The organism is Mesorhizobium sp. WSM4817 (genome assembly GCF_055811135.1).
The window spans coordinates 107,256-124,261 of the sequence record NZ_JBVVQQ010000020.1 but is presented as its reverse complement, the minus strand read 5'-3'; the positions used below and the strand labels follow the sequence as shown (position 1 = coordinate 124,261).

16 protein-coding genes are annotated in these 17,006 nt (G+C 63.5%); 4 read left to right on the top strand and 12 right to left on the bottom strand.

The window, feature by feature from the left end:
- Nucleotides 1–89 precede the first annotated feature (89 nt).
- Together AC0L2K_RS24685 and AC0L2K_RS24680 are read right to left on the bottom strand one after the other, a co-directional pair.
- Nucleotides 90–2,174, bottom strand: coding sequence for a PAS domain S-box protein (locus AC0L2K_RS24685; protein ID WP_031254100.1), 2,085 nt, complete (start codon nt 2,172–2,174; stop codon nt 90–92).
- 51 nt (nt 2,175–2,225) lie between these two features.
- Nucleotides 2,226–3,005 carry a response regulator gene (locus tag AC0L2K_RS24680; RefSeq protein ID WP_063830524.1) on the bottom strand — a complete coding sequence of 260 codons (780 nt, stop codon included), beginning with the start codon at nt 3,003–3,005 and terminating at the stop codon, nt 2,226–2,228.
- Nucleotides 3,006–3,052: 47 nt separating this feature from the next.
- Here AC0L2K_RS24680 and AC0L2K_RS24675 point away from each other — a divergent pair, with 47 nt between their 5' ends.
- Nucleotides 3,053–3,739, top strand: coding sequence for a response regulator transcription factor (locus tag AC0L2K_RS24675; RefSeq protein WP_023797129.1), 687 nt, complete (start codon nt 3,053–3,055; stop codon nt 3,737–3,739).
- A gap of 39 nt (nt 3,740–3,778) precedes the next feature.
- Here AC0L2K_RS24675 and AC0L2K_RS24670 read toward each other — a convergent pair whose 3' ends face one another.
- Nucleotides 3,779–3,946 (bottom strand): hypothetical protein, encoded by a 168-nt coding sequence (locus tag AC0L2K_RS24670; protein WP_023797130.1) that lies wholly within the window; start codon nt 3,944–3,946, stop codon nt 3,779–3,781.
- Nucleotides 3,947–4,609: 663 nt separating this feature from the next.
- Between AC0L2K_RS24670 and AC0L2K_RS24665 the strand changes: the two genes are divergently transcribed.
- A complete protein-coding gene (locus AC0L2K_RS24665; RefSeq protein WP_473532545.1) occupies nt 4,610–5,083 on the top strand; it encodes a L,D-transpeptidase in 474 nt (157 codons plus the stop codon).
- Nucleotides 5,084–5,150: 67 nt separating this feature from the next.
- Here AC0L2K_RS24665 and AC0L2K_RS24660 read toward each other — a convergent pair whose 3' ends face one another.
- The gene (locus AC0L2K_RS24660; RefSeq protein WP_287066559.1) at nt 5,151–8,234 is read right to left on the bottom strand and encodes an efflux RND transporter permease subunit; all 3,084 of its coding nucleotides are present in this window, start codon (nt 8,232–8,234) and stop codon (nt 5,151–5,153) included.
- Nucleotides 8,231–9,496 carry an efflux RND transporter periplasmic adaptor subunit gene (locus AC0L2K_RS24655; protein WP_441338799.1) on the bottom strand — a complete coding sequence of 422 codons (1,266 nt, stop codon included), beginning with the start codon at nt 9,494–9,496 and terminating at the stop codon, nt 8,231–8,233. The genes AC0L2K_RS24660 and AC0L2K_RS24655 overlap by 4 nt, the downstream gene beginning before the upstream one ends.
- Before the next feature lie 151 nt (nt 9,497–9,647).
- Here AC0L2K_RS24655 and AC0L2K_RS24650 point away from each other — a divergent pair, with 151 nt between their 5' ends.
- Together AC0L2K_RS24650 and AC0L2K_RS24645 are read left to right on the top strand one after the other, a co-directional pair.
- Nucleotides 9,648–10,184 (top strand): TetR/AcrR family transcriptional regulator, encoded by a 537-nt coding sequence (locus AC0L2K_RS24650; protein WP_023797135.1) that lies wholly within the window; start codon nt 9,648–9,650, stop codon nt 10,182–10,184.
- Between the two features lie 196 nt (nt 10,185–10,380).
- Nucleotides 10,381–10,596: a hypothetical protein gene (locus AC0L2K_RS24645; protein WP_306454928.1), complete on the top strand. Its 216-nt coding sequence runs from the start codon at nt 10,381–10,383 to the stop codon at nt 10,594–10,596.
- Nucleotides 10,597–10,731: 135 nt separating this feature from the next.
- Here the strand turns inward: AC0L2K_RS24645 and AC0L2K_RS24640 are convergent, their stop codons facing one another.
- The 7 genes from AC0L2K_RS24640 to AC0L2K_RS24610 form a co-directional block, all read right to left on the bottom strand.
- Entirely contained in the window at nt 10,732–11,697 is a 966-nt protein-coding gene (locus tag AC0L2K_RS24640) for an ROK family protein (protein WP_473532544.1), read from the bottom strand.
- Nucleotides 11,697–12,419, bottom strand: a complete 723-nt coding sequence (locus AC0L2K_RS24635; RefSeq protein ID WP_128246044.1) for a ribulose-phosphate 3-epimerase — start codon at nt 12,417–12,419, stop codon at nt 11,697–11,699. The genes AC0L2K_RS24640 and AC0L2K_RS24635 overlap by 1 nt, the downstream gene beginning before the upstream one ends.
- Nucleotides 12,416–13,249, bottom strand: coding sequence for an alpha/beta fold hydrolase (locus AC0L2K_RS24630; RefSeq protein WP_473532543.1), 834 nt, complete (start codon nt 13,247–13,249; stop codon nt 12,416–12,418). Before AC0L2K_RS24630 ends, AC0L2K_RS24635 begins: the two co-directional genes overlap by 4 nt.
- Nucleotides 13,249–14,067 (bottom strand): sugar phosphate isomerase/epimerase family protein, encoded by an 819-nt coding sequence (locus AC0L2K_RS24625; RefSeq protein ID WP_473532542.1) that lies wholly within the window; start codon nt 14,065–14,067, stop codon nt 13,249–13,251. Before AC0L2K_RS24625 ends, AC0L2K_RS24630 begins: the two co-directional genes overlap by 1 nt.
- Nucleotides 14,067–15,143, bottom strand: a complete 1,077-nt coding sequence (locus AC0L2K_RS24620) for a Gfo/Idh/MocA family protein (RefSeq protein ID WP_473532541.1) — start codon at nt 15,141–15,143, stop codon at nt 14,067–14,069. Before AC0L2K_RS24620 ends, AC0L2K_RS24625 begins: the two co-directional genes overlap by 1 nt.
- A gap of 10 nt (nt 15,144–15,153) precedes the next feature.
- On the bottom strand, nt 15,154–15,969 hold the full coding sequence (locus tag AC0L2K_RS24615) for a sugar phosphate isomerase/epimerase family protein (RefSeq protein ID WP_473532540.1): 816 nt from the start codon (nt 15,967–15,969) through the stop codon (nt 15,154–15,156).
- 190 nt (nt 15,970–16,159) lie between these two features.
- A complete protein-coding gene (locus AC0L2K_RS24610) occupies nt 16,160–17,002 on the bottom strand; it encodes a carbohydrate ABC transporter permease (RefSeq protein WP_023797144.1) in 843 nt (280 codons plus the stop codon).
- Between the last annotated feature and the right edge of the window lie 4 nt (nt 17,003–17,006).

Genomic DNA, 17,006 nt, shown 5'->3' with positions numbered 1-17,006 from the left:
GCATCCTCGGCCGGGAGTCTTTTTTCTCTGGAAAGCCCTTTGTTGAGCATCGGATTTTTTCAAAAACCGATTTCCACCAGTCCGAAGTCCTAGCTGCCCAATGCGGCCTGCTCGGCGATGGCCGACAGCACCCCGCGCACGTCCAGCGTGCTGAACGGCTTTTCCAGGATCTGCGGCCGCTGCGGCGCCGGCAATGCCTCGATTTCGGCTTTCGCGCCGATCAGGTCGCCGGTGACCAGAACGAAGCGCCGCGCCAGATCAGGCTTTTCGGCGAGCAGTTCGCGATAGATCGATATGCCGCTGGTGCCGGGCATGCGCAGATCGGAAAAGACGATGTCCGGCGGCATATGGCCCGACAAGGTCGCGGCGGCTGACGCCCAGGCCGGCACGATCCGCGACTTGATGCCCATCAACTCCAGAATGTCGGACAGCGAGGCGGCGACATCCGGCTCGTCGTCGATGATCAGGGCGTGGCGCAATCCGCTCGAGCGCGACGGGTTTTCGCCGGCGGCGGCCGCGCCGCCGGCGATCGCCGGCAACTGGACAACGAAACGGGCGCCTCTCGGCAGAACTTCCTCGAACCAGACATTGCCATTGTGCCGTTCGATGATCGATTTCGAAATCGACAGGCCGATGCCGGTGCCGACGCCGACCGGCTTGGTGGTGAAATACGATTCGAAGATGCGAGAGCGTATCGCTTCCGGCACGCCCGGCCCGTTGTCCTCGACCGAGAAACAGGGATTGCCGCGATCGCTGCGAAACGTGCGAACCTTGATCAGCCGGTCGCCGCCGATGCCGGCCAGAGCGTGCTGGCTGTTGATGAGGAAGTTGGCGGCAACTTGCGTCACATGGTCGGCGTCGGCCATGGCCAGCAGCGGGCCGCTGGCGAAATCGGTATCGATAATGATGCCGGTCGACCTGGCGCCGTAGGCGGTCACTTCGAGTGCCGCGCGGACCACCTGGTTGAGGTCGGTCTCGGCCTGCGACGCCGGATGCAGGCGGACCATCGAGAGGAAGCTCTTGACGATGCGGCCGCAGCGCTCTGCGGCGGCGCGCACCTTTTCGGCGCGCACCTTGGTCTGCGGGTCTGAAGCGAACTCGTGCAACAAAGTCGATTGGGCGACGACCACGGCAAGCGGGTTGTTGAGCTCGTGTGACACGCCGGCAAGCAGCGAGCCCATCGCCGCCATCTTCTCGTTCTGGTGCAGCTTTTCGCGCTGGCGGCCGATCTCCTCCTCGGCACGCAATTTGTCGCGGAGGTCGCGGATCGAGCCGAAGATCAGGCGGCGGTCGGCGACCCGCATCTCGGTTGCCGTCAATTCGATCGGAAAGACCTCGCCGGCAGCATTCTGGGTGACGGTCTCGATCCGCTGCCCGACCATCGGCGCGCCGCGGCCCGACATGTATTCGGCGCCCGACACATAGCCCTTGCGATAATAGTCCGGAACGACGGTGTCGAGCAGGTCCTTGCCGAGGATGTCGCTGCGCTGGTAGCCGAACATCTTTTCGGCGGCCGGATTGAACTCGATGATCGAACCGGTCTCGTCGATGACGATGATCGCGTCGAGCGAGGCCTGCAGCATGGTGCGGCGGATGACTTCGCTGGCGTGGGCATCGGAAAGCGATCGTTCGATGGCGTCGCCGATGGCCAGCGCCACGATGTGCAGCGTCGCCACTTCCTCGTCGGTCCATTCGCGCTCGTTCACGCAGTCGTTGACCGCCAGCGTGCCCCACAGATGGCCATGCGCAAAGACCGACACCGACAGGAACGACTTGATGTGCTGCTTTTCGAAGTCGGTTCTCAGAAAGCCTTCGAGGTCGCGCGTGTGTCCCGCGAAGATCTTGCCTTGCCGCTCGTCCTCCGCCAACCGTTCCAGCAGTGGGTCCGAATTGACAACCGACTGCATGATCACCGTCGGCGATGCCAGCTCGCCACCATATCGGGGGTCGATCCAGTAGGCCGCCACCGATTGGGCAAAGCCTTGGCCGGGCAGTTCGCGCAGCCGAAACAGGATGCCGCGCTGGCAATCCATGGCCCCGCACAGCGTTTCAAGGATGCTGCCCATCTCGCGCTGCCAGTCGCCAGCTTCGTGAAGCCGGCGAACGATGTGAACAGCGGCCATCGCCGCGCCCTGCCTGACGCCGTGCCTATCGCTGCGTGCTTCAGCCGTCATGGTCAGCCGTCATTTCACAGTCGTGCCACCGAGAGTGGTTGGTCGCGCCGCTCAGTTGCCTTCGCCGGTCGGCAGCGAGAAGATATAGCCTTCGCCGCGGACTGTGCGCAGGAATTTCGGATTGGCCGGGTCCGCCTCGATCTTCTTCCTCAGCCTCATGATGCGGATATCGACTGCACGTGAGGATTCAGGATCTTCCGCGAAGCCGATCGCCTCGGAGATCGCCGCACGCGTCAGCAAGCGGTTGGCACGCGTCAGGAAGACCTCCAGCACGTCGAACTCGCTCTTGGCCAGGTCGATGACCGTCCCATTGGTGCCGGTGACGAACCGACCGTCGAGATCGGCATGGAAAGGTCCGAAGCTCATGGAACGGCGGTTGGCAGTTGTTTCGGCCTTGGCGGCCTGCGGCTCGGCCGGCTGCGGCACGCGGCGCAGCACGCTGCGGACCCGCGCCAGCACCTCGCGCAGTTCGTAGGGCTTGACGATGTAGTCGTCGGCGCCGAGTTCCAGCCCGACGATGCGGTCGAGCGCGGTGCCGGCGGCAGTGGCATAGATGATGCCGATCGGCGTTTTCGAGCGCATCCAGCGGCCAAGCGACAGGCCGTCCTCGCCCGGCATGGCGATGTCGAGGATGGCCAGGTGAAACGACTGCGTTTCCAGCAAGGTTCGCGCAGCGCTGGCACTCTCGGCCGTAGCGACATCGTAGCCGCTGGCGTCGAGATACTCGGCAACCGCGTCCCTCAGATCCGGCTCGTCCTCGACGACGACAATTCGTGCCCGCACGATGCTCTCGCTCCCACTTTCAGCGGAAAGTAGATTGGGTATAAACATCATGTCCAGCACTCATCTTGGGTTGCCGGGTTGCAGGGTGGAAAAAAATGGCTGCACGATCCATCATCGCGCTTGTTTCCGTCGCCGAAGTGGTCGCAACCGATCTGGCCGACCATCTCGAACGGCGCGGTCATGACGTGCGCGCAGTGCGGCAGCCGTGGGAGGCCGAATCCTTGCTTTCCGGAAACGGCATCGATGTCGTTGTCGTCGGCGACAGCCTCAGCCAGGCGGAAGGGCGTGACCTGCTCAAGCGCCATGGCGGCGAGGGCGGGCCGGATTTCATCCTGATCTGCCGGCCGGCCGATCTCGTCGACAAGGTGCTGGCGCTCGAGCTCGGCGCCGCCGACGTCGTCGAGAGCCCGCTCAACGTCAGGGAACTCGCCGCCCGTATCGGCGGCTTGCTGGCACGGCGCGGCCGGAACGCCGGGGAATTGGTCGTGCTGGAGAACGCGACGGTCGACCTCCGGTCGGCCATGGTCATGCATCGCTCCGGCACGGAAGAACAGTTGTCGCCGGGTCAGGTGGCGCTGCTCAGATTGTTCCTGGCCAGTCCGCGCAAGGTCTTGACGCGCGACGATATCATTGCCGCCGCGCCCGCCGAAAATGCCGATGCCTTCGATCGCTCGATCGATTCGCGCATCGTGCGACTGCGCCGCAAGCTCGACACCGAAACCATCACCACCATACGGGGTGCGGGCTACCGGTTCGATCCGCCGACGCAGTTCGCCGACTGAGGCCGCGGCCCTCACCGTACTGTCCACAGGCCCAGACGCTCAGCGCACCACGAGAAGCGACGGACCTGACGGCATTTCGCTGGCCGCGACGAATTCGCTGGCATGGGCACGATCCCTGAGAAGCACGGTGGCGAGGCCGGCAAAGCCGAGCAGGCCCTGTGCGTAGAGCAGTGCGGAAAGTACCGAAGCTGCAAATTTCGTGTTCATCGTTTTCGTCCCCCAAATTTGGTTTCAGGTTCGCTTCAGGGAAAACCCCGAAGTGCCCGCGCCGCCATCGGAGCCCCCCGTTGCGGCGCGGGCCTTCGGTCCTCTCGGCTGCAAGTTGCCGGAGGTGCCGCGCATCTTCTTCAGCCCAAAACCGACCCGCCAGAGGGCCTTGAGCCGGTTATGCGCAGGCTGGAGACGATCCAGACCGTGGCGAAAACAGTGAGGCATGCAAATCAACACTGCGGCTATGCTTATCCTGAACAGCCAGGAGATCGCGTTAGACTGCATGTTCATCTTCGTTTGTGCCGGCTGTTTTCGTTGGGTCAACTCTGCGGGCGGCCTGTATCCAGATCATGCCGCTCGAGTCCGCGCTTTGTTGCCGATTGGTTTCGAGCCAAGTCTAATTTCTTTCATGTGAGGCAAGATCGCACTTTCCCCAGAGACGACAGAGTACCTTTTCGCGGGTCCGAGCTCGACCAGGCAAACCGTCCTGTCCTTGGTTTCACCCCTGCAAATGCCTCGGATGGGCCTCCGGCCGTTAACCAGAGGAAACAGTTTCGAAACAGAAACGTCGGCCGTGCGAAATCAATTCGAAACGTGACCCAACGACAAGCCCAGTCATCGAATTGGAGCCGGGCCATACCCGGTAGACAGGGGGATATCATGTACACTGCCATTTCCGCCAAGCTCATCAACATCGCCGCCGCCGTCACCGCGGGCACGGTTCTTCTGTTCGGCGCCGGCAACGGCGTTGCCGATGCTGCCAATCGGGCCGCCAATCAGATCGTGGCGCGGATTTCGCTTTCGCAGCAGACGATGGAAGTCCTCGTCGACGGCCGGCCGACCTTCGCGTGGAAAGTCTCGACCGGCGGTAGGGGGCATCTCACCCCGACCGGGTCGTTCAAGCCGACCCGCATGCACCAGATGTGGTATTCGAGGAAATATGACAACGCGCCGATGCCGCATTCGGTCTTCTTCAAGGGTGGCTACGCCGTGCATGCGACCAATTTCGTCAGGCGCCTCGGCCAGCCGGCTTCGCATGGCTGCGTGCGGCTGCATCCGGACAACGCCGCCGACTTCTACCAGCTTGTCGAGATGTTCGGTCCGACCAACATCAGGATCGTCATCGTCAAATAGATAAAGAAGGCGATTCGGACATCACTGCCCAAGAAAAAAGGCCGGAAGTTTCCGGCCTTTTTGTCAATCAATCAACCGGCACCGGCATCAGCTTCGGGTCCGGCTTCTCGGCGTGATGCGGCAGGTCCTTGCTGGCGATGAAGGTGTAGAACATCGGCACCACGAACAGGGTGAACATGGTTCCCACCAGAATGCCGGTGAAGATCACCAGGCCCATCGAATAGCGCGCTGCGGCGCCAGCGCCGCTGGAAATGATCAGCGGCACCACGCCGAGCGCCATCGCCGCCGTCGTCATCAGGATCGGTCTTAGCCGCACCCTGGCCGAGGCGACGATCGCATCGCGCCGCCGCATCCCGTGGAGCTCGCGCTGCTGGTTGGCGAATTCGACCAGAAGAATGCCGTGTTTGGTGATCAGGCCGATCAGCGTGATCAGCCCGACCTGCGTGTAGATGTTGAGCGTTCCCAGCCCCAGATTGAGCGGCACGATTGCGCCGAAGATCGACAGCGGCACCGACATCATGATGATCAACGGATCGCGGAAGCTTTCGAACTGCGCCGCCAGCACCAGATAGATGACGAGAACAGCTGCCGCGAAGGCGATGATGATCGTGTAGCCCTGTTCCTTCTCCTGTCGCGACTGGCCGGTATAGTCGATGAAGAACGTGTCGGGCAGGCTTTCTCTGGCGATGTCCTCGATGGTCCTCAGCCCGTCGCCGGTGGTCAGCGTGGGCAATGGCAGAGCGGAAATCGTCGCGGAGTTCAACTGGTTGAACTGCTCGATCACGGCCGGCGAGGCGTTGGTCGAGATCTTCACCACCGCCGAGAGCGGCACCATCTCGCCCGACGCGCTGCGCACGAAATACTCGGCCAGCTTTTCAGGGTTGTCGCGGAAGTTCTGCGGCACCTGCGGAATGATGTCGTAGCTGTTGGACTCGCGGTCGAATTGCGCCACCTCGGCGCCACCGACCAAAAGGGTCAGCGTCCGGCCGATGTCGGCGATCGGCAGGTTGAGCGCCGCGGCGCGGTCGCGGTCGATCGTCACCGTCACTTGCGGCGCATCGAAGGACATCGAATTCTGCACGGCGAGGAAGCGACCGGAGGCCTGCGCCTTGTTCTTGATGTCCTCGGCCGCCTCGAACACCTGGGAGGCATCGCCGGTCGAGCGCACCACCATGGTGACCGGCAGGCCGCCGCCGGAGCCGGGCAGCGTCGGTGGGGCGAAGACGAAAGCCTCGACGCCCGCCACCTTGGTAAGGCGGGCGGTGATGTCTTCCTGAAGCTCCTTCGAGCTGCGCTCGCGCTCGGCCCAGTCCTTGAATGCGAAGCCGACGAAGGCGCTGTTCGTCGGGCCCTGAAAGGCGACGGCGGAGAACCGCGCCCTGGTTTCGGGAATATCATTCATCAGCCCGAGAATCTGGTTCACATAGGTCTCGGTGTAGTCCGACGTCGCGTAGCGCGGCGCGTTCACAAGAGACAGCAAGAAGCCCTGGTCTTCTTCCGGCGCCAGTTCGCCGGCGGTCTTGGTGAACATGAAGCCGGTAGTGGCGACCAGTGCGATGACGATCATCAGCGTCACCGGACGATATTTTAGCGAGCCGCTGACCAGCCGCTCGTAGACGTTTTCGACGCGCCTGAACGTGTTGTCGACAATGCGCTGGAAGCGGCTGTGCGAGCCGGCCCGCAGGATGCGTGCCGACATCATCGGCGTGACGGTGAGGGCGACGACACCCGAAAGCACCACTGAGCCGGCAAGCGTCACCGCGAATTCGCGAAACAGTGCGCCGGTCAGGCCGCCGGTGAAGGCCAGCGGCGCGAACACGGCGGCCAGCGTTATCGTCATGGCGATGACGGCGGACGAGATCTCCCGCATGCCGTTGAAGGCCGCCTGCATCGGCGACAAACCGTCTTCCTCCATGTGGCGGTGGATGTTTTCCACCACCACGATGGCATCGTCGACGACGAGGCCGATCGCCAGCACCATGGCCAGCAACGACAAGAGATTGATCGAATAGCCCAGCGTAAACAACAGGAAGCAGACGCCGATCAGCGACAGCGGAATGGTCACGATCGGCATCAGCACCGAGCGGAACGAGCCGAGGAAGAGCAGGATGACGACGATGACGATGGCGACCGCTTCGCCGATGGTCTTGAACACCTCCTCGATCGAAGCGCTGATCTGCTCGGTCGAATCGTACACGATCTCGATCGTCATGCCTTGCGGCAGCGTCTCCTGGATCGTCGGCACGATTTCGTGGATCGCCTCCGCTGTCGTCAGCGGATTGGCGGCCGGCGTCGGGAAGATGGCGAGAAAGATGCCGGGCTTGCCGTTGAAAGTAACCCTGGTGTCGGTGTTCGCCGCGGCGAGCTCGACGCGCGCCACGTCGCGCAGCCTCACCACATTGCCGTCTGTGGAACGAAGCGGAAGAGCGGCGAAAGCCTCCGGCGTTTGCAGCGTCGAGCGGACGGTGATCGAGGAGGCGACGTACTCGTTTTCGGTATTGCCGGGTGCTGAGAGGAAATTCGATGCGTTGATGGCGGTCAGCACGTCCGACGCCGTCACGCCGCGCGCCGCCAGTTTGATCGGGTCGATCCAGACGCGCATCGAATATTCGGCGGCCCCGAAAATCTGCACGTCGGCGACACCCTCGACCGTCGACATGCGCGGCCGCACGACGCGCTCGATATATTCGGTGAGCTGTTCCGGCGTCATGTTCGGATTCTGCATCGAGATATACATCATCGCGAACTGCTCGCCGGTGCCCTTGACGATCACCGGGTCTTCGGACTCGTCCGGCAGGTCGCCGCGCACGCTTTGTACCTTCGACAAGACTTCGTTCAGCGCGACGTCGGGGTTGGACCCGAGTTTCATCTGCACCGTCACGGTGCTTGAGGACGGCCGGCTCGCCGACGTGACGTAATCGATGTTTTCGGTCGAGGCGACGGCACGGGCGATCGGCGCGGAAATGAACCCCTGGATCAGGTCGGCGCTGGCGCCGGGATAGGCTGTGGTGATCGTGATGGCCGTTTCTTCGACCTCCGGATACTGCCGGATCGAGAGGCTGAAGATGCCCTGGAAACCCAGAAGCAGGATCATCAAAGCGAGCACGGTCGAAAGGACCGGACGGCGAATGAAGATGTCGGAGAAGCTCATTTCTGGGCTGCCTGCTGGTTTGCCGGCTTGGTCGGATCGATGGTGTTGTCGACGGCAACGGACATGCCGTTGGAAAGGCGGTTCTGGCCGGCGGTAACGACTTCGTCGCCGGGCGCGATGCCATCCAGGATCTCAACCAGGCCGGCATTACGGCGGCCTGGCTTGACGAACACCTGGGCAAGCACGAGCTGCGGCTTCTGTTCTTCCGCCGTCGGTTCGGCCGGCGCAGCAGCCGATTGTTCCTCGGGTTTTGCCGCGGGCGCTTCAGTCGCGGGCTTCGCACTATCCGTGGTCGGCTTTTCTTCCGCGTTGGCCGCGGCGGCAGGGGCGGCGCCATTGGCTGCGGCTGGCTTCGCTGGACGCACCACAAAGACGAAGTCACCGTAGAGGCTGGAGGTCAGCGCGGTCTGCGGCACCGTCAGCACGTTGTTTTCCTCGGGCAGTTCGACGCGCACCTGCACGAACTGGCCAGGGGTCAGCTTGCCTTCGGGGTTGGCGACCTCGGCCCTGACCGTCACCAGCCGGCTGGTCGGATCGATCTTCGGGTCGATACCGCGGATGGTGCCGGCGAACGGCAGCTCGCCGTCACCAATGCCCAGCCGCACCGTCTGGCCGATCTTCAGCAGCGGAAGCTGCTGTTCGGGAACCGAGAAATCGGCCCGCATCGTCTCCAGATCCTGCAGGGTCGCTACGGAAGTGCCGGGTGAGAGATACTGGCCGAGGTCGATCCTGGGGATACCGACGGTGCCGCCGAAGGGCGCTGTCAGCAGCTTCTGCTTGAGCACCGCCTGCAGCCTGTTGACCCGCGAAGCGGAAGCCAATGCGGCTGCCCGCGCCGTATCGAGCGTCGATTCCGAGCCGACATCGCGTTTCTGCAATTCAAGGGCGCGTGTCAACGCCGTCTGGTCGAGCGCTGCTTGCGCCTTCGTCGCATCGAGATCGGCGCGTTCGGCGGCATCGTCGAGCTGAAGGAGACTCGCGTTGGCTTCAACCTTCTGATTGGCGTGAAAAAGGATGTCCTTGACGATGCCGGCGGTTTCGACGGTCAGGTCGACGCCGCGGACCGCGCTGACAGTGCCGATCGCCTCGACGCCCGGCGTCCACTCGGTCGGCTTGACGATTGTCGTCGACACGGTCGCGGCCGGCGGTTTCATCGTGGCGAAGAATTGCTGCATTGCATTGTCGCGGAACAAATTGAAGCCGACGATGCCGCCGCAGACCAGCACGAGCAGAATGAAGGCAATGATAAAACGCTTGATCACGAACAGTCCCCTTGGCCATGGCCCGGCACAACAGTCGGATGACCCAAACACATATCTGTGACTGGTCCCGATATCAAATGACGGCGACCTTACTGTACCGTCTGGACGGTCTTGTCAATTCCGCGTAGGCTAATGTATGGGGGAACGATTGATGAAAGCCCGCAGAGCAAATTCGCGTGATAAAATTCTCGCCGCCGCCGCTGATGTGGCACGCGAGACAGGGCCCGGCAGCCTGTCGCTGGACGCCGTCGCCAGCCGGGCCGGGGTGTCGAAAGGCGGCTTGCTTTACAATTTCCCGACCAAGGCGAAACTGATGCAGGCGCTGGTTGAGGATTATCTGCGCGCTTTCGAGCAGGCGCTGGACGCCGCCCGCACTGCCGGCGTCAGCGGCGAGAGCCCGCTTGCGACCTACATCAAGCTTTCGGCCGAACATGCCGCGGAATCGAAACCGTCAGCTTCCTGGATATTTTCGGCGATCGCCGAGGACCCCGATTTCCTGACGCCGATAAAAGCGTTCAGGCGGCAGGTTTTCGAGCGGCTCAAGGGAGAGACGCCGGACCTCAAGGCGCTGTTGGTCTGCTACCTCGCCATCGAAGGACTTCGCAGCATGAATCTCTTCGATTCGGACGTCCTCTCACAGGACGAACGTCGGTTGCTGGTATCGTCCTTGCTGGAGATCGCGGGGTAGATTGCCGCGCAGTGCCGCAGGATAAACCTATTGTGACAGGTCATATGGTTGAGCTTGGTCCGGCCAGGGTGAGGGAACTTTTGTCCGGCTGGCGATTTTGGATGTATGGTGAGAAGCCGAACGGCCAGAAAGGCATTCCCCGATGACAACAAAACGTTTTGCGATCCGCGCTCTCGTTTTCGCAATGGGGTGCAGCATGTCTGTCGCGGCCTTGGCTGGAGATCGCGATGATCGGCCTGACCGTGATCGCTACGTCCCCGCCGAAGGCAACATCATCGACATTCTGTTCGGCGGCCCGCGCTACTATGATCGGCAGTTGTTCACGACAGCCGCAGGAGCCTGCTCCTACCACAGGGTCGGACCCGACGCGAATGCCTTGAACAAGATCAACGATCACCATTGCGGGAAGTAGGCGGCAGGCTGCGCGCCCGCCAAGCTCAGTCGGGCGATGCAGCGGCGCAGAATGAAGACTGCAGCGATCCTTGGCGCCCCCCTCTGTCCTGCCGGCATCTCAAGGGTTTTGCACCATGGCGCATTCGGCCACTGGTCAAGTAGATACGCCCGGTTCGCCTTCCCACAGGATCAGGCTGGCCGCGCCGATCAGTCCTGCGCGGTCGCCAAGCTGCGCCGGCACGATCGGTACATCCCTGTAGGCCGGCATCGCCCGCTGCTCGACGGTCGCCCTGATGGTTGGAGCCAACAGGTCGAAGCCATTGGCGAGGCCGCCGCCCATGACGATCAGGTCCGGCGAATAGAGGTGAAGCAGGTTGGTGAAGCCGATGCCGAGCCACTTCGCCTCCGCCTCGATCAATTCGAGCGCGCTGATATCGCCGGCACGTGCGGCTTCGACGACCTGCCTGGCCGAAACGTCGCCGTCAGCCGAAAGGCGCCTAAGCAGGGAGCCGTCGCCCGGCGCGGTCAGCGCCGTGGCACGCCGCCCGAGCGCGGTACCGGAGGCGACCGCCTCGAAACAGCCGACGGCGCCGCAGAAGCAGCGGTCGCCCTCGCCGGTGATGGTCATGTGGCCGATCTCGGCGGCAAGCCCGCGCCGGCCGTGATAGATGTGGCCGTCGGCGACGACCCCGCCGCCGATGCCGGTCGACACGGTGACGAACACCAGGGAGTCGCTGCCTCGGCCGGCGCCGAAGCGCCATTCGCCAAGGGCGGCCGCGTTAGCGTCGTTTTCCAGCCGCACCGGCAGGCCGAAATGCTTGCCAAGAATGTCGATCAACGGCACGTCGTGCCAGCCGGCCAGCGTCGGCGGCGCGATCACGATACCGGCCTTGGGATCGAGCGGTCCCGGCGCGCCGATGCCGATCCCGGCGACATCCGCCTGTGGGCGCTGTCTCAGAAGAGCCCCGGCCAGTGCGATGATCTGGCCGATCACCGCATCCGATCCCGCGATCGCCATCGTCGGCGCCGAGACCTGCGCGAGAACGCCGCCGTCGCTCTCGACCAGCGCGCCGCGCAGCTCCGTTCCGCCGAGATCGAAGGCGAGGGCCAGTCTTGTCATCAGACGGCGACCTTCAGCCCATGCAGCCAGCGAATGCGCTGCGCGAGGTCGGGGTCGCCGAACGCCAGCGATCCGAGCACCACCGTCTCGGCGCCAGAGGCGCGCAGGCGGGGCACCGTCTCGTGGCGGATGCCGCCGTCGGCAGCCAGGATGATGTCGGTTTCGCGACCGGCTTTTCTCATCAGCGCGCGCGCTTCGATCAAACGTGGGCAGGCCTGCTCGGAAAGGCTCTGGCCCTTGACGCCGATGGATGTGCCGAGAAGCGTCACAAACGCGACTTGTGACAGGAAAGGCGTGACCGCGGCCACCGGCGTTTCCAGCCTGAGCACCACGCCGGCCTCGGCGCCGAGCGCATGCGCCAGCCGCACGGCGCGCAGGCCGGCTTCGCCGTTTTCGGCGTGGACACTGACCAGGTCGGCACCGGCCTCGATGAACTGGCGCGTTTGCTCCTCGACGATCTCGGCTTCGACCATCAGGTGCACATGGATCGGTTTTGCCGTCAGCCCGGCGATCCGCGCTACCAGATCCGGGAAGAACAGGAAGCCGGGAGTGAAGCGGGCGTCCGCGACATCGATGTGGTGTAGGTCGACATGATGTTCTATGCGCTTCAGGTCGCGCTCCATATTGGCAAGGTCGGCCGACCACAGCGAAAACTCGCCGAGCAGCCGGTTGCGCGGCAGGGCGGCGATGGCAGCGGGGCCGGACAGGAATTTGGTCGTCATGACGGAACGAGGCTCCGGAAGTTCGAGTAGGTCTGAAGGAAGGTCGTGATCTCAGCCTGCAGCTCGGCGAAATGCCTGACGCTGTCGAGCGCCTTGGGATGGATTTCGGCAAAGGTCGCGCCGGGAACGGCTGCGGCGAGCATATGGGCGGCCGAGAGCGGATGCACCGCATCCATGGCATTGCCGATGACGAGCGTGGGGATGCCAAGGGCAGCGGCGTCACTCGCTGAAACTCCCGGGCCGTCGGCGGCAATGTCGGCGAGGACCTGCGCGAACGGCGCGGCGTCCGGCCGGTCAAGATACCCGAACAGCGAGGCAAGGTTGTCGGGCGCGTCGCGCTGCAGGCGCGCGGCGGTTTCCGATTGCGCGAAGATCGCCCTCGCCTTGTCGGGGCCGTGGTCCAGGATAAGCCTGGCAACCTTGGCGATCGGCCGCAGGTTCACCGGCGCGTCGTCGAAAATCCAGGCCGGCCGCACCAGGAGAAGACCCGCGACGCGGTCCGGATGACGGCAGGCCAGGCGCATGGCGATCGCCGCGCCCATGGAAATGCCGCCGGCGACGAAACGATCGAGGCCGGCCTGATCGGCGGCGGCAACAACATCGTCCGCGAACATCTCCAGGGAAAACGGCCGGCGGCTGCCCAGTCCGGACGCGCCGTGCCCGCGGCATTCCAGCGTGATGCGCCGCAAGCCCGGCCCGGAAGGGAAGGCCTGGGCGACCTGCGCGTCGCCACCGCCCAGCCCATGCTGAAAGATGACCGCAACGCCGTCGCCACTATCGGAAATCCGAAGCTTGGCGTCATCGCGAAGCAGCGTGGCCAGGCGCGCCATCACACCAGCCCTTTGAGGAAGCGGGCAACGCTGGGTGCCTCTTCGGCCGAGAGGCCATGCGTGACCAGCGGCCCATCAAAGCCCGATGCTTTCAGCCTGGCGACGAAATCCGCAAAGTCGACGACACCCCGGCCGGCCGTCGTGAAGCGGCCGTCAGCGAAACGGTCCTTGGCATGCGCCATGGCGACGTGGCCCGCAGTGCGTTCGACGGCGGCGGCGACGATGGCGCGTGCTTCGGCCGAGCTCGCCTGCTCGAACAGGTTGGCCGGATCGAGCACGATGCGCAGCCGTGTCGACCCCATCTCGGCGATGAGGCGCATCGCGTCCGACGCCGAGGTGACGATGTTGGCCTGTTCGGGCTCGATGCCGAGATCGACGCCGTGGCGCTCCGCGAGCTGCAACGCCTTTTCCATCTCGCTCGCCATGTCGTCCCATGCCGAGGGCTCGGTATTGTCGGGATGATATGCCCACTGATCGTCCGCGTTGCGCGTTCCCGTGCACAAGGTGACCAGCGGAACGGAAAGGTCTGCCGCGGTCTTGATGACCACGCCAAGCCGACGCAGGCCGTCGTCGCGCACAGCTTTGGCGGGATGGGCCATGTTGTAGGTTCCCGAGAGCGCTGCAAGGACGACACCGCAAGCATTCGATGCGGCCGCGATGGCATCAATGGCGGCTTTTTGCACCGCATCCGGCATCGACGGCAGCCCGGCGCAGGCAAGGTTGAACTGGGTGACGGCAAATCCCGCGTCGCGGACCGCTGCCAGCACGCCAGCCGGCTCGCTGCCGGGGAAGGTCTTGGCGAACACCCCGATCTGCATCAGACCGCTCCCGTTACGGAAGCGATCTCGACGCGATCACCGGTTTCGACCGAACGGGCGATCGCCACCATGGCGCGGATCGAGGCAAGTCCGTCCTCGACGTTGGCGCCGCGCATCGGCTTGCCGTCAAGGATTGTCTCGGCGAGGCCTTCGAGCTGGCGCCTGAAGAAATGCCCGTCGGCGCCGAGCGGCCTTCGCGACGTTGCATCCTTCTCGTGAAAGATATCGACCTCACTCGCCCGGAAATACCAGGGATTGAAGGTCTTCGCGATCACCGAGCCGTGTTCGCCATAGAGCTGAAAACCCTCGTGCCAGTCCATGCGGACAGCCACGGTGAGGTCGAGATGGCCAAGCGCGCCATTGGCGAACTCGGTTTCGACGAACCAGCAATGGGCGCCGAAACGTTTGTTGAGGCGGGCGCGCACGGCAACGATCTCGCCGCACAGGAAGCGCGCGGTGTCGACGAGGTGCGAGCCGTGCGCGAGCATGAAATACTGCCTGAGATCAGCCTTCGGATTGCCGCCCGGCTTGCGCGCCAGCTTGCTGGTGACCGGCAACGGCTGGACCGCGTCGGTGTTGGTGTAGCGGTGCGTGGAATCGCAATACCAGGCTTTTAGCGCCAGGATCTCGCCGATCTCATCGCGGACGAAATCGCGCGCCGCTTCCAGTGCCGGGTCGAAGCGCTTCATATGGCCGACCTGCAGCACCGTGCCGGAGCGCCGGACCGCATTGGCGAGCATCTCGCCTTCCTCGACCGAGACGCCGATTGGCTTTTCACACAGCACGTGCTTGCCGGCCTTGAGCGCCTTGATCGACATCGGCACGTGATAGGCGTCGGAGGTCGCCACGATCACCGCTTCCAGTTGCGGGTCGGCCAGCATCTCATCGTAATCGCCATAGACTTTTTCGGGTTCATAGGTCGCGGCCATGCGTGCCAGAAGATCGGGGGCGGCATCGCAGATCGCATAGAGATCGGCGTTGCCGGCCTTCACGCAGGATTCGAGATGCGCGAATTGCGCGATCGGCCCGCAGCCGAGCACGCCGACACGAAGGCGACGGTCTTGCTTCCGGATCATGGTCTCTTCCTCACGCGCCGTAGCCGCGCATCGTCTGGCGGTTGGTCTTGACCGCGGCGGCCGGATCGCCGGCGGCGGTCTCGGATTCCTCTTCCAGCACCAGCCAGCCGTTGAAACGAGGTGCGGCGCTGGCGATATCGATCACCGCTTGGGTGTCGCAGACGCCCTTGCCGAGCATAGCCCAGGTGCCGCTGTCGTCGACGTCTTTCAGATGCACGTAGCGGATGCGGTCGCGGTAGGTGGTAAGCGTATCGATCATGTCTTGATGGCCGCGCAAGATGTGTCCGGTGTCGGGCACCCAGCCGACGAGCGACGGATCGATCAGTGCGAAGATCCAGTCGTAGTCGGCACGGTCGAACAGCAGCGTGTTGTGGTGGGAGCTGGGATGGACAGCGATTTCGACGCCCGCCTTGCGTCCAAATTCGCCGGCCTTGTTGTAGAACTCGGCAGCAATAGGGAACTTGTCGTCGCGCGGGCCATCGGACACGACGGTGGCCGAGCCCATCGAGACCAGCGCGCCTGGAAAGACAGCGGCAAAATCGATCCAGCGTTTCGCTGTCTCGAGGTCGGCGCCGATGCTCTCCTTCAGCGTAAAGCCGCTCTTCGAGCCGAAGGCGAAGGAAACAAGGGTGAGGCCGGCCGATCTCAGCGCCGTGGCGAATTCCGCCGGCCTATCGGCATAGCGGCCGATCATCGTGTCGGTGATCTCGATGCCGGCATAGCCGCCATCGGCGATCACCTTAAGCAGATCGTCGGGACCACCGGTAAAACGCTCTCCGAGCATTTCCCAGGTGAAGGTCTGGCAACCGACTTTCAGGTCTTTCATGCTTTCATTCCTTGATGCCGCACTGCGTCAGCCCTTTGTTGATGTGGCGCTGGATGAACAGCACGAGCACGATTCAGCGGCGCTATGAAGACGCCCGAGGCCGCGGCGATATCGCCTGCCAGCAGAGAAGGTCCAATCCATCGATTTCGACGCGCGGCCTTCCCCATCGGTTCTCCGTGGGAGGGACATCCTACTTGACCGAGCCCGCGGTCATGCCGGCGAGGAAGAACCTCTGGGCAACGAGGTAGATGAGCAAGAGCGGTAGCGAGCCCAGCACGCTCATCGCCATCATCTGGTTCCATTCGAAGGCGTGCTGCCCCATCAAAAGTTGGATGCCGATCGGGACGGTGCGCATGGACGTTGACTTCGTCAGCGTCAGCGCAAAGAGAAATTCGTTCCAGCACAACAGGAAGGTGTAGACCGACGTCGCCACGATACCAGGCAGTGAAATCGGGACGATCACCCGCCAGAGTGCGGTCCAGCTGGTGCCGCCGTCGACAGCCACCGCTTCATCGAGATCGCGGGGCAAGGTGTTCAGATATCCCGTCATCAGCAGGATCGCGTAGGGCAGCGTAAACACCAGGTAAGTCAGGATCAGTGCGACGTAGGTGTCGAAGATGCCATACGAGACGACAAGCCCGAAGAAGGGGATCAAAAGCGTGATCGGCGGAATCGTCTGCGTGCTGATGATGAGTGTGTTGAGGCTGCCCTTTCCGCGGAAATTGAAACGGCTGAACCCATAAGCCGCCAGCAAGGCAATCAGGACCGTCAGCACGGTCACCGCTCCGGCCACGAAGTAGCTGTTGAAGAAGAAGCGCAGCTTTACCGGGTCGCCAAGGATGGCCGCATACGCTTCCAGCGTGAAGGCCTTCGGCAGGACGGTTGGTGGCAGGGCAAAGATTTCGGTATTCGACTTGAACGAGCTGCTCAGCATCCAGTAGATCGGGAAGGCCGCGAAAAAGAGCCCTGCGGCAAGCGCGACATGGAGCGCGACGGTGATCAGTCTGTCTTTCGGTGTGTGCCTTTTCCTCATGGTG

Excerpts from the sequence above, each read along its gene's own strand:
- AC0L2K_RS24685 (WP_031254100.1), bottom strand. The coding sequence starts at position 2,174 with ATGACGGCTGAAGCACGCAGCGATAGGCACGGCGTCAGGCAGGGCGCG.
- AC0L2K_RS24680 (WP_063830524.1), bottom strand. The coding sequence starts at position 3,005 with ATGTTTATACCCAATCTACTTTCCGCTGAAAGTGGGAGCGAGAGCATC.
- AC0L2K_RS24675 (WP_023797129.1), top strand. The coding sequence starts at position 3,053 with ATGGCTGCACGATCCATCATCGCGCTTGTTTCCGTCGCCGAAGTGGTC.
- AC0L2K_RS24670 (WP_023797130.1), bottom strand. The coding sequence starts at position 3,946 with ATGAACACGAAATTTGCAGCTTCGGTACTTTCCGCACTGCTCTACGCA.
- AC0L2K_RS24665 (WP_473532545.1), top strand. The coding sequence starts at position 4,610 with ATGTACACTGCCATTTCCGCCAAGCTCATCAACATCGCCGCCGCCGTC.
- AC0L2K_RS24660 (WP_287066559.1), bottom strand. The coding sequence starts at position 8,234 with ATGAGCTTCTCCGACATCTTCATTCGCCGTCCGGTCCTTTCGACCGTG.
- AC0L2K_RS24650 (WP_023797135.1), top strand. The coding sequence starts at position 9,648 with ATGAAAGCCCGCAGAGCAAATTCGCGTGATAAAATTCTCGCCGCCGCC.
- AC0L2K_RS24645 (WP_306454928.1), top strand. The coding sequence starts at position 10,381 with ATGTCTGTCGCGGCCTTGGCTGGAGATCGCGATGATCGGCCTGACCGT.
- AC0L2K_RS24640 (WP_473532544.1), bottom strand. The coding sequence starts at position 11,697 with ATGACAAGACTGGCCCTCGCCTTCGATCTCGGCGGAACGGAGCTGCGC.
- AC0L2K_RS24635 (WP_128246044.1), bottom strand. The coding sequence starts at position 12,419 with ATGACGACCAAATTCCTGTCCGGCCCCGCTGCCATCGCCGCCCTGCCG.
- AC0L2K_RS24630 (WP_473532543.1), bottom strand. The coding sequence starts at position 13,249 with ATGGCGCGCCTGGCCACGCTGCTTCGCGATGACGCCAAGCTTCGGATT.
- AC0L2K_RS24625 (WP_473532542.1), bottom strand. The coding sequence starts at position 14,067 with ATGCAGATCGGGGTGTTCGCCAAGACCTTCCCCGGCAGCGAGCCGGCT.
- AC0L2K_RS24620 (WP_473532541.1), bottom strand. The coding sequence starts at position 15,143 with ATGATCCGGAAGCAAGACCGTCGCCTTCGTGTCGGCGTGCTCGGCTGC.
- AC0L2K_RS24615 (WP_473532540.1), bottom strand. The coding sequence starts at position 15,969 with ATGAAAGACCTGAAAGTCGGTTGCCAGACCTTCACCTGGGAAATGCTC.
- AC0L2K_RS24610 (WP_023797144.1), bottom strand. The coding sequence starts at position 17,002 with ATGAGGAAAAGGCACACACCGAAAGACAGACTGATCACCGTCGCGCTC.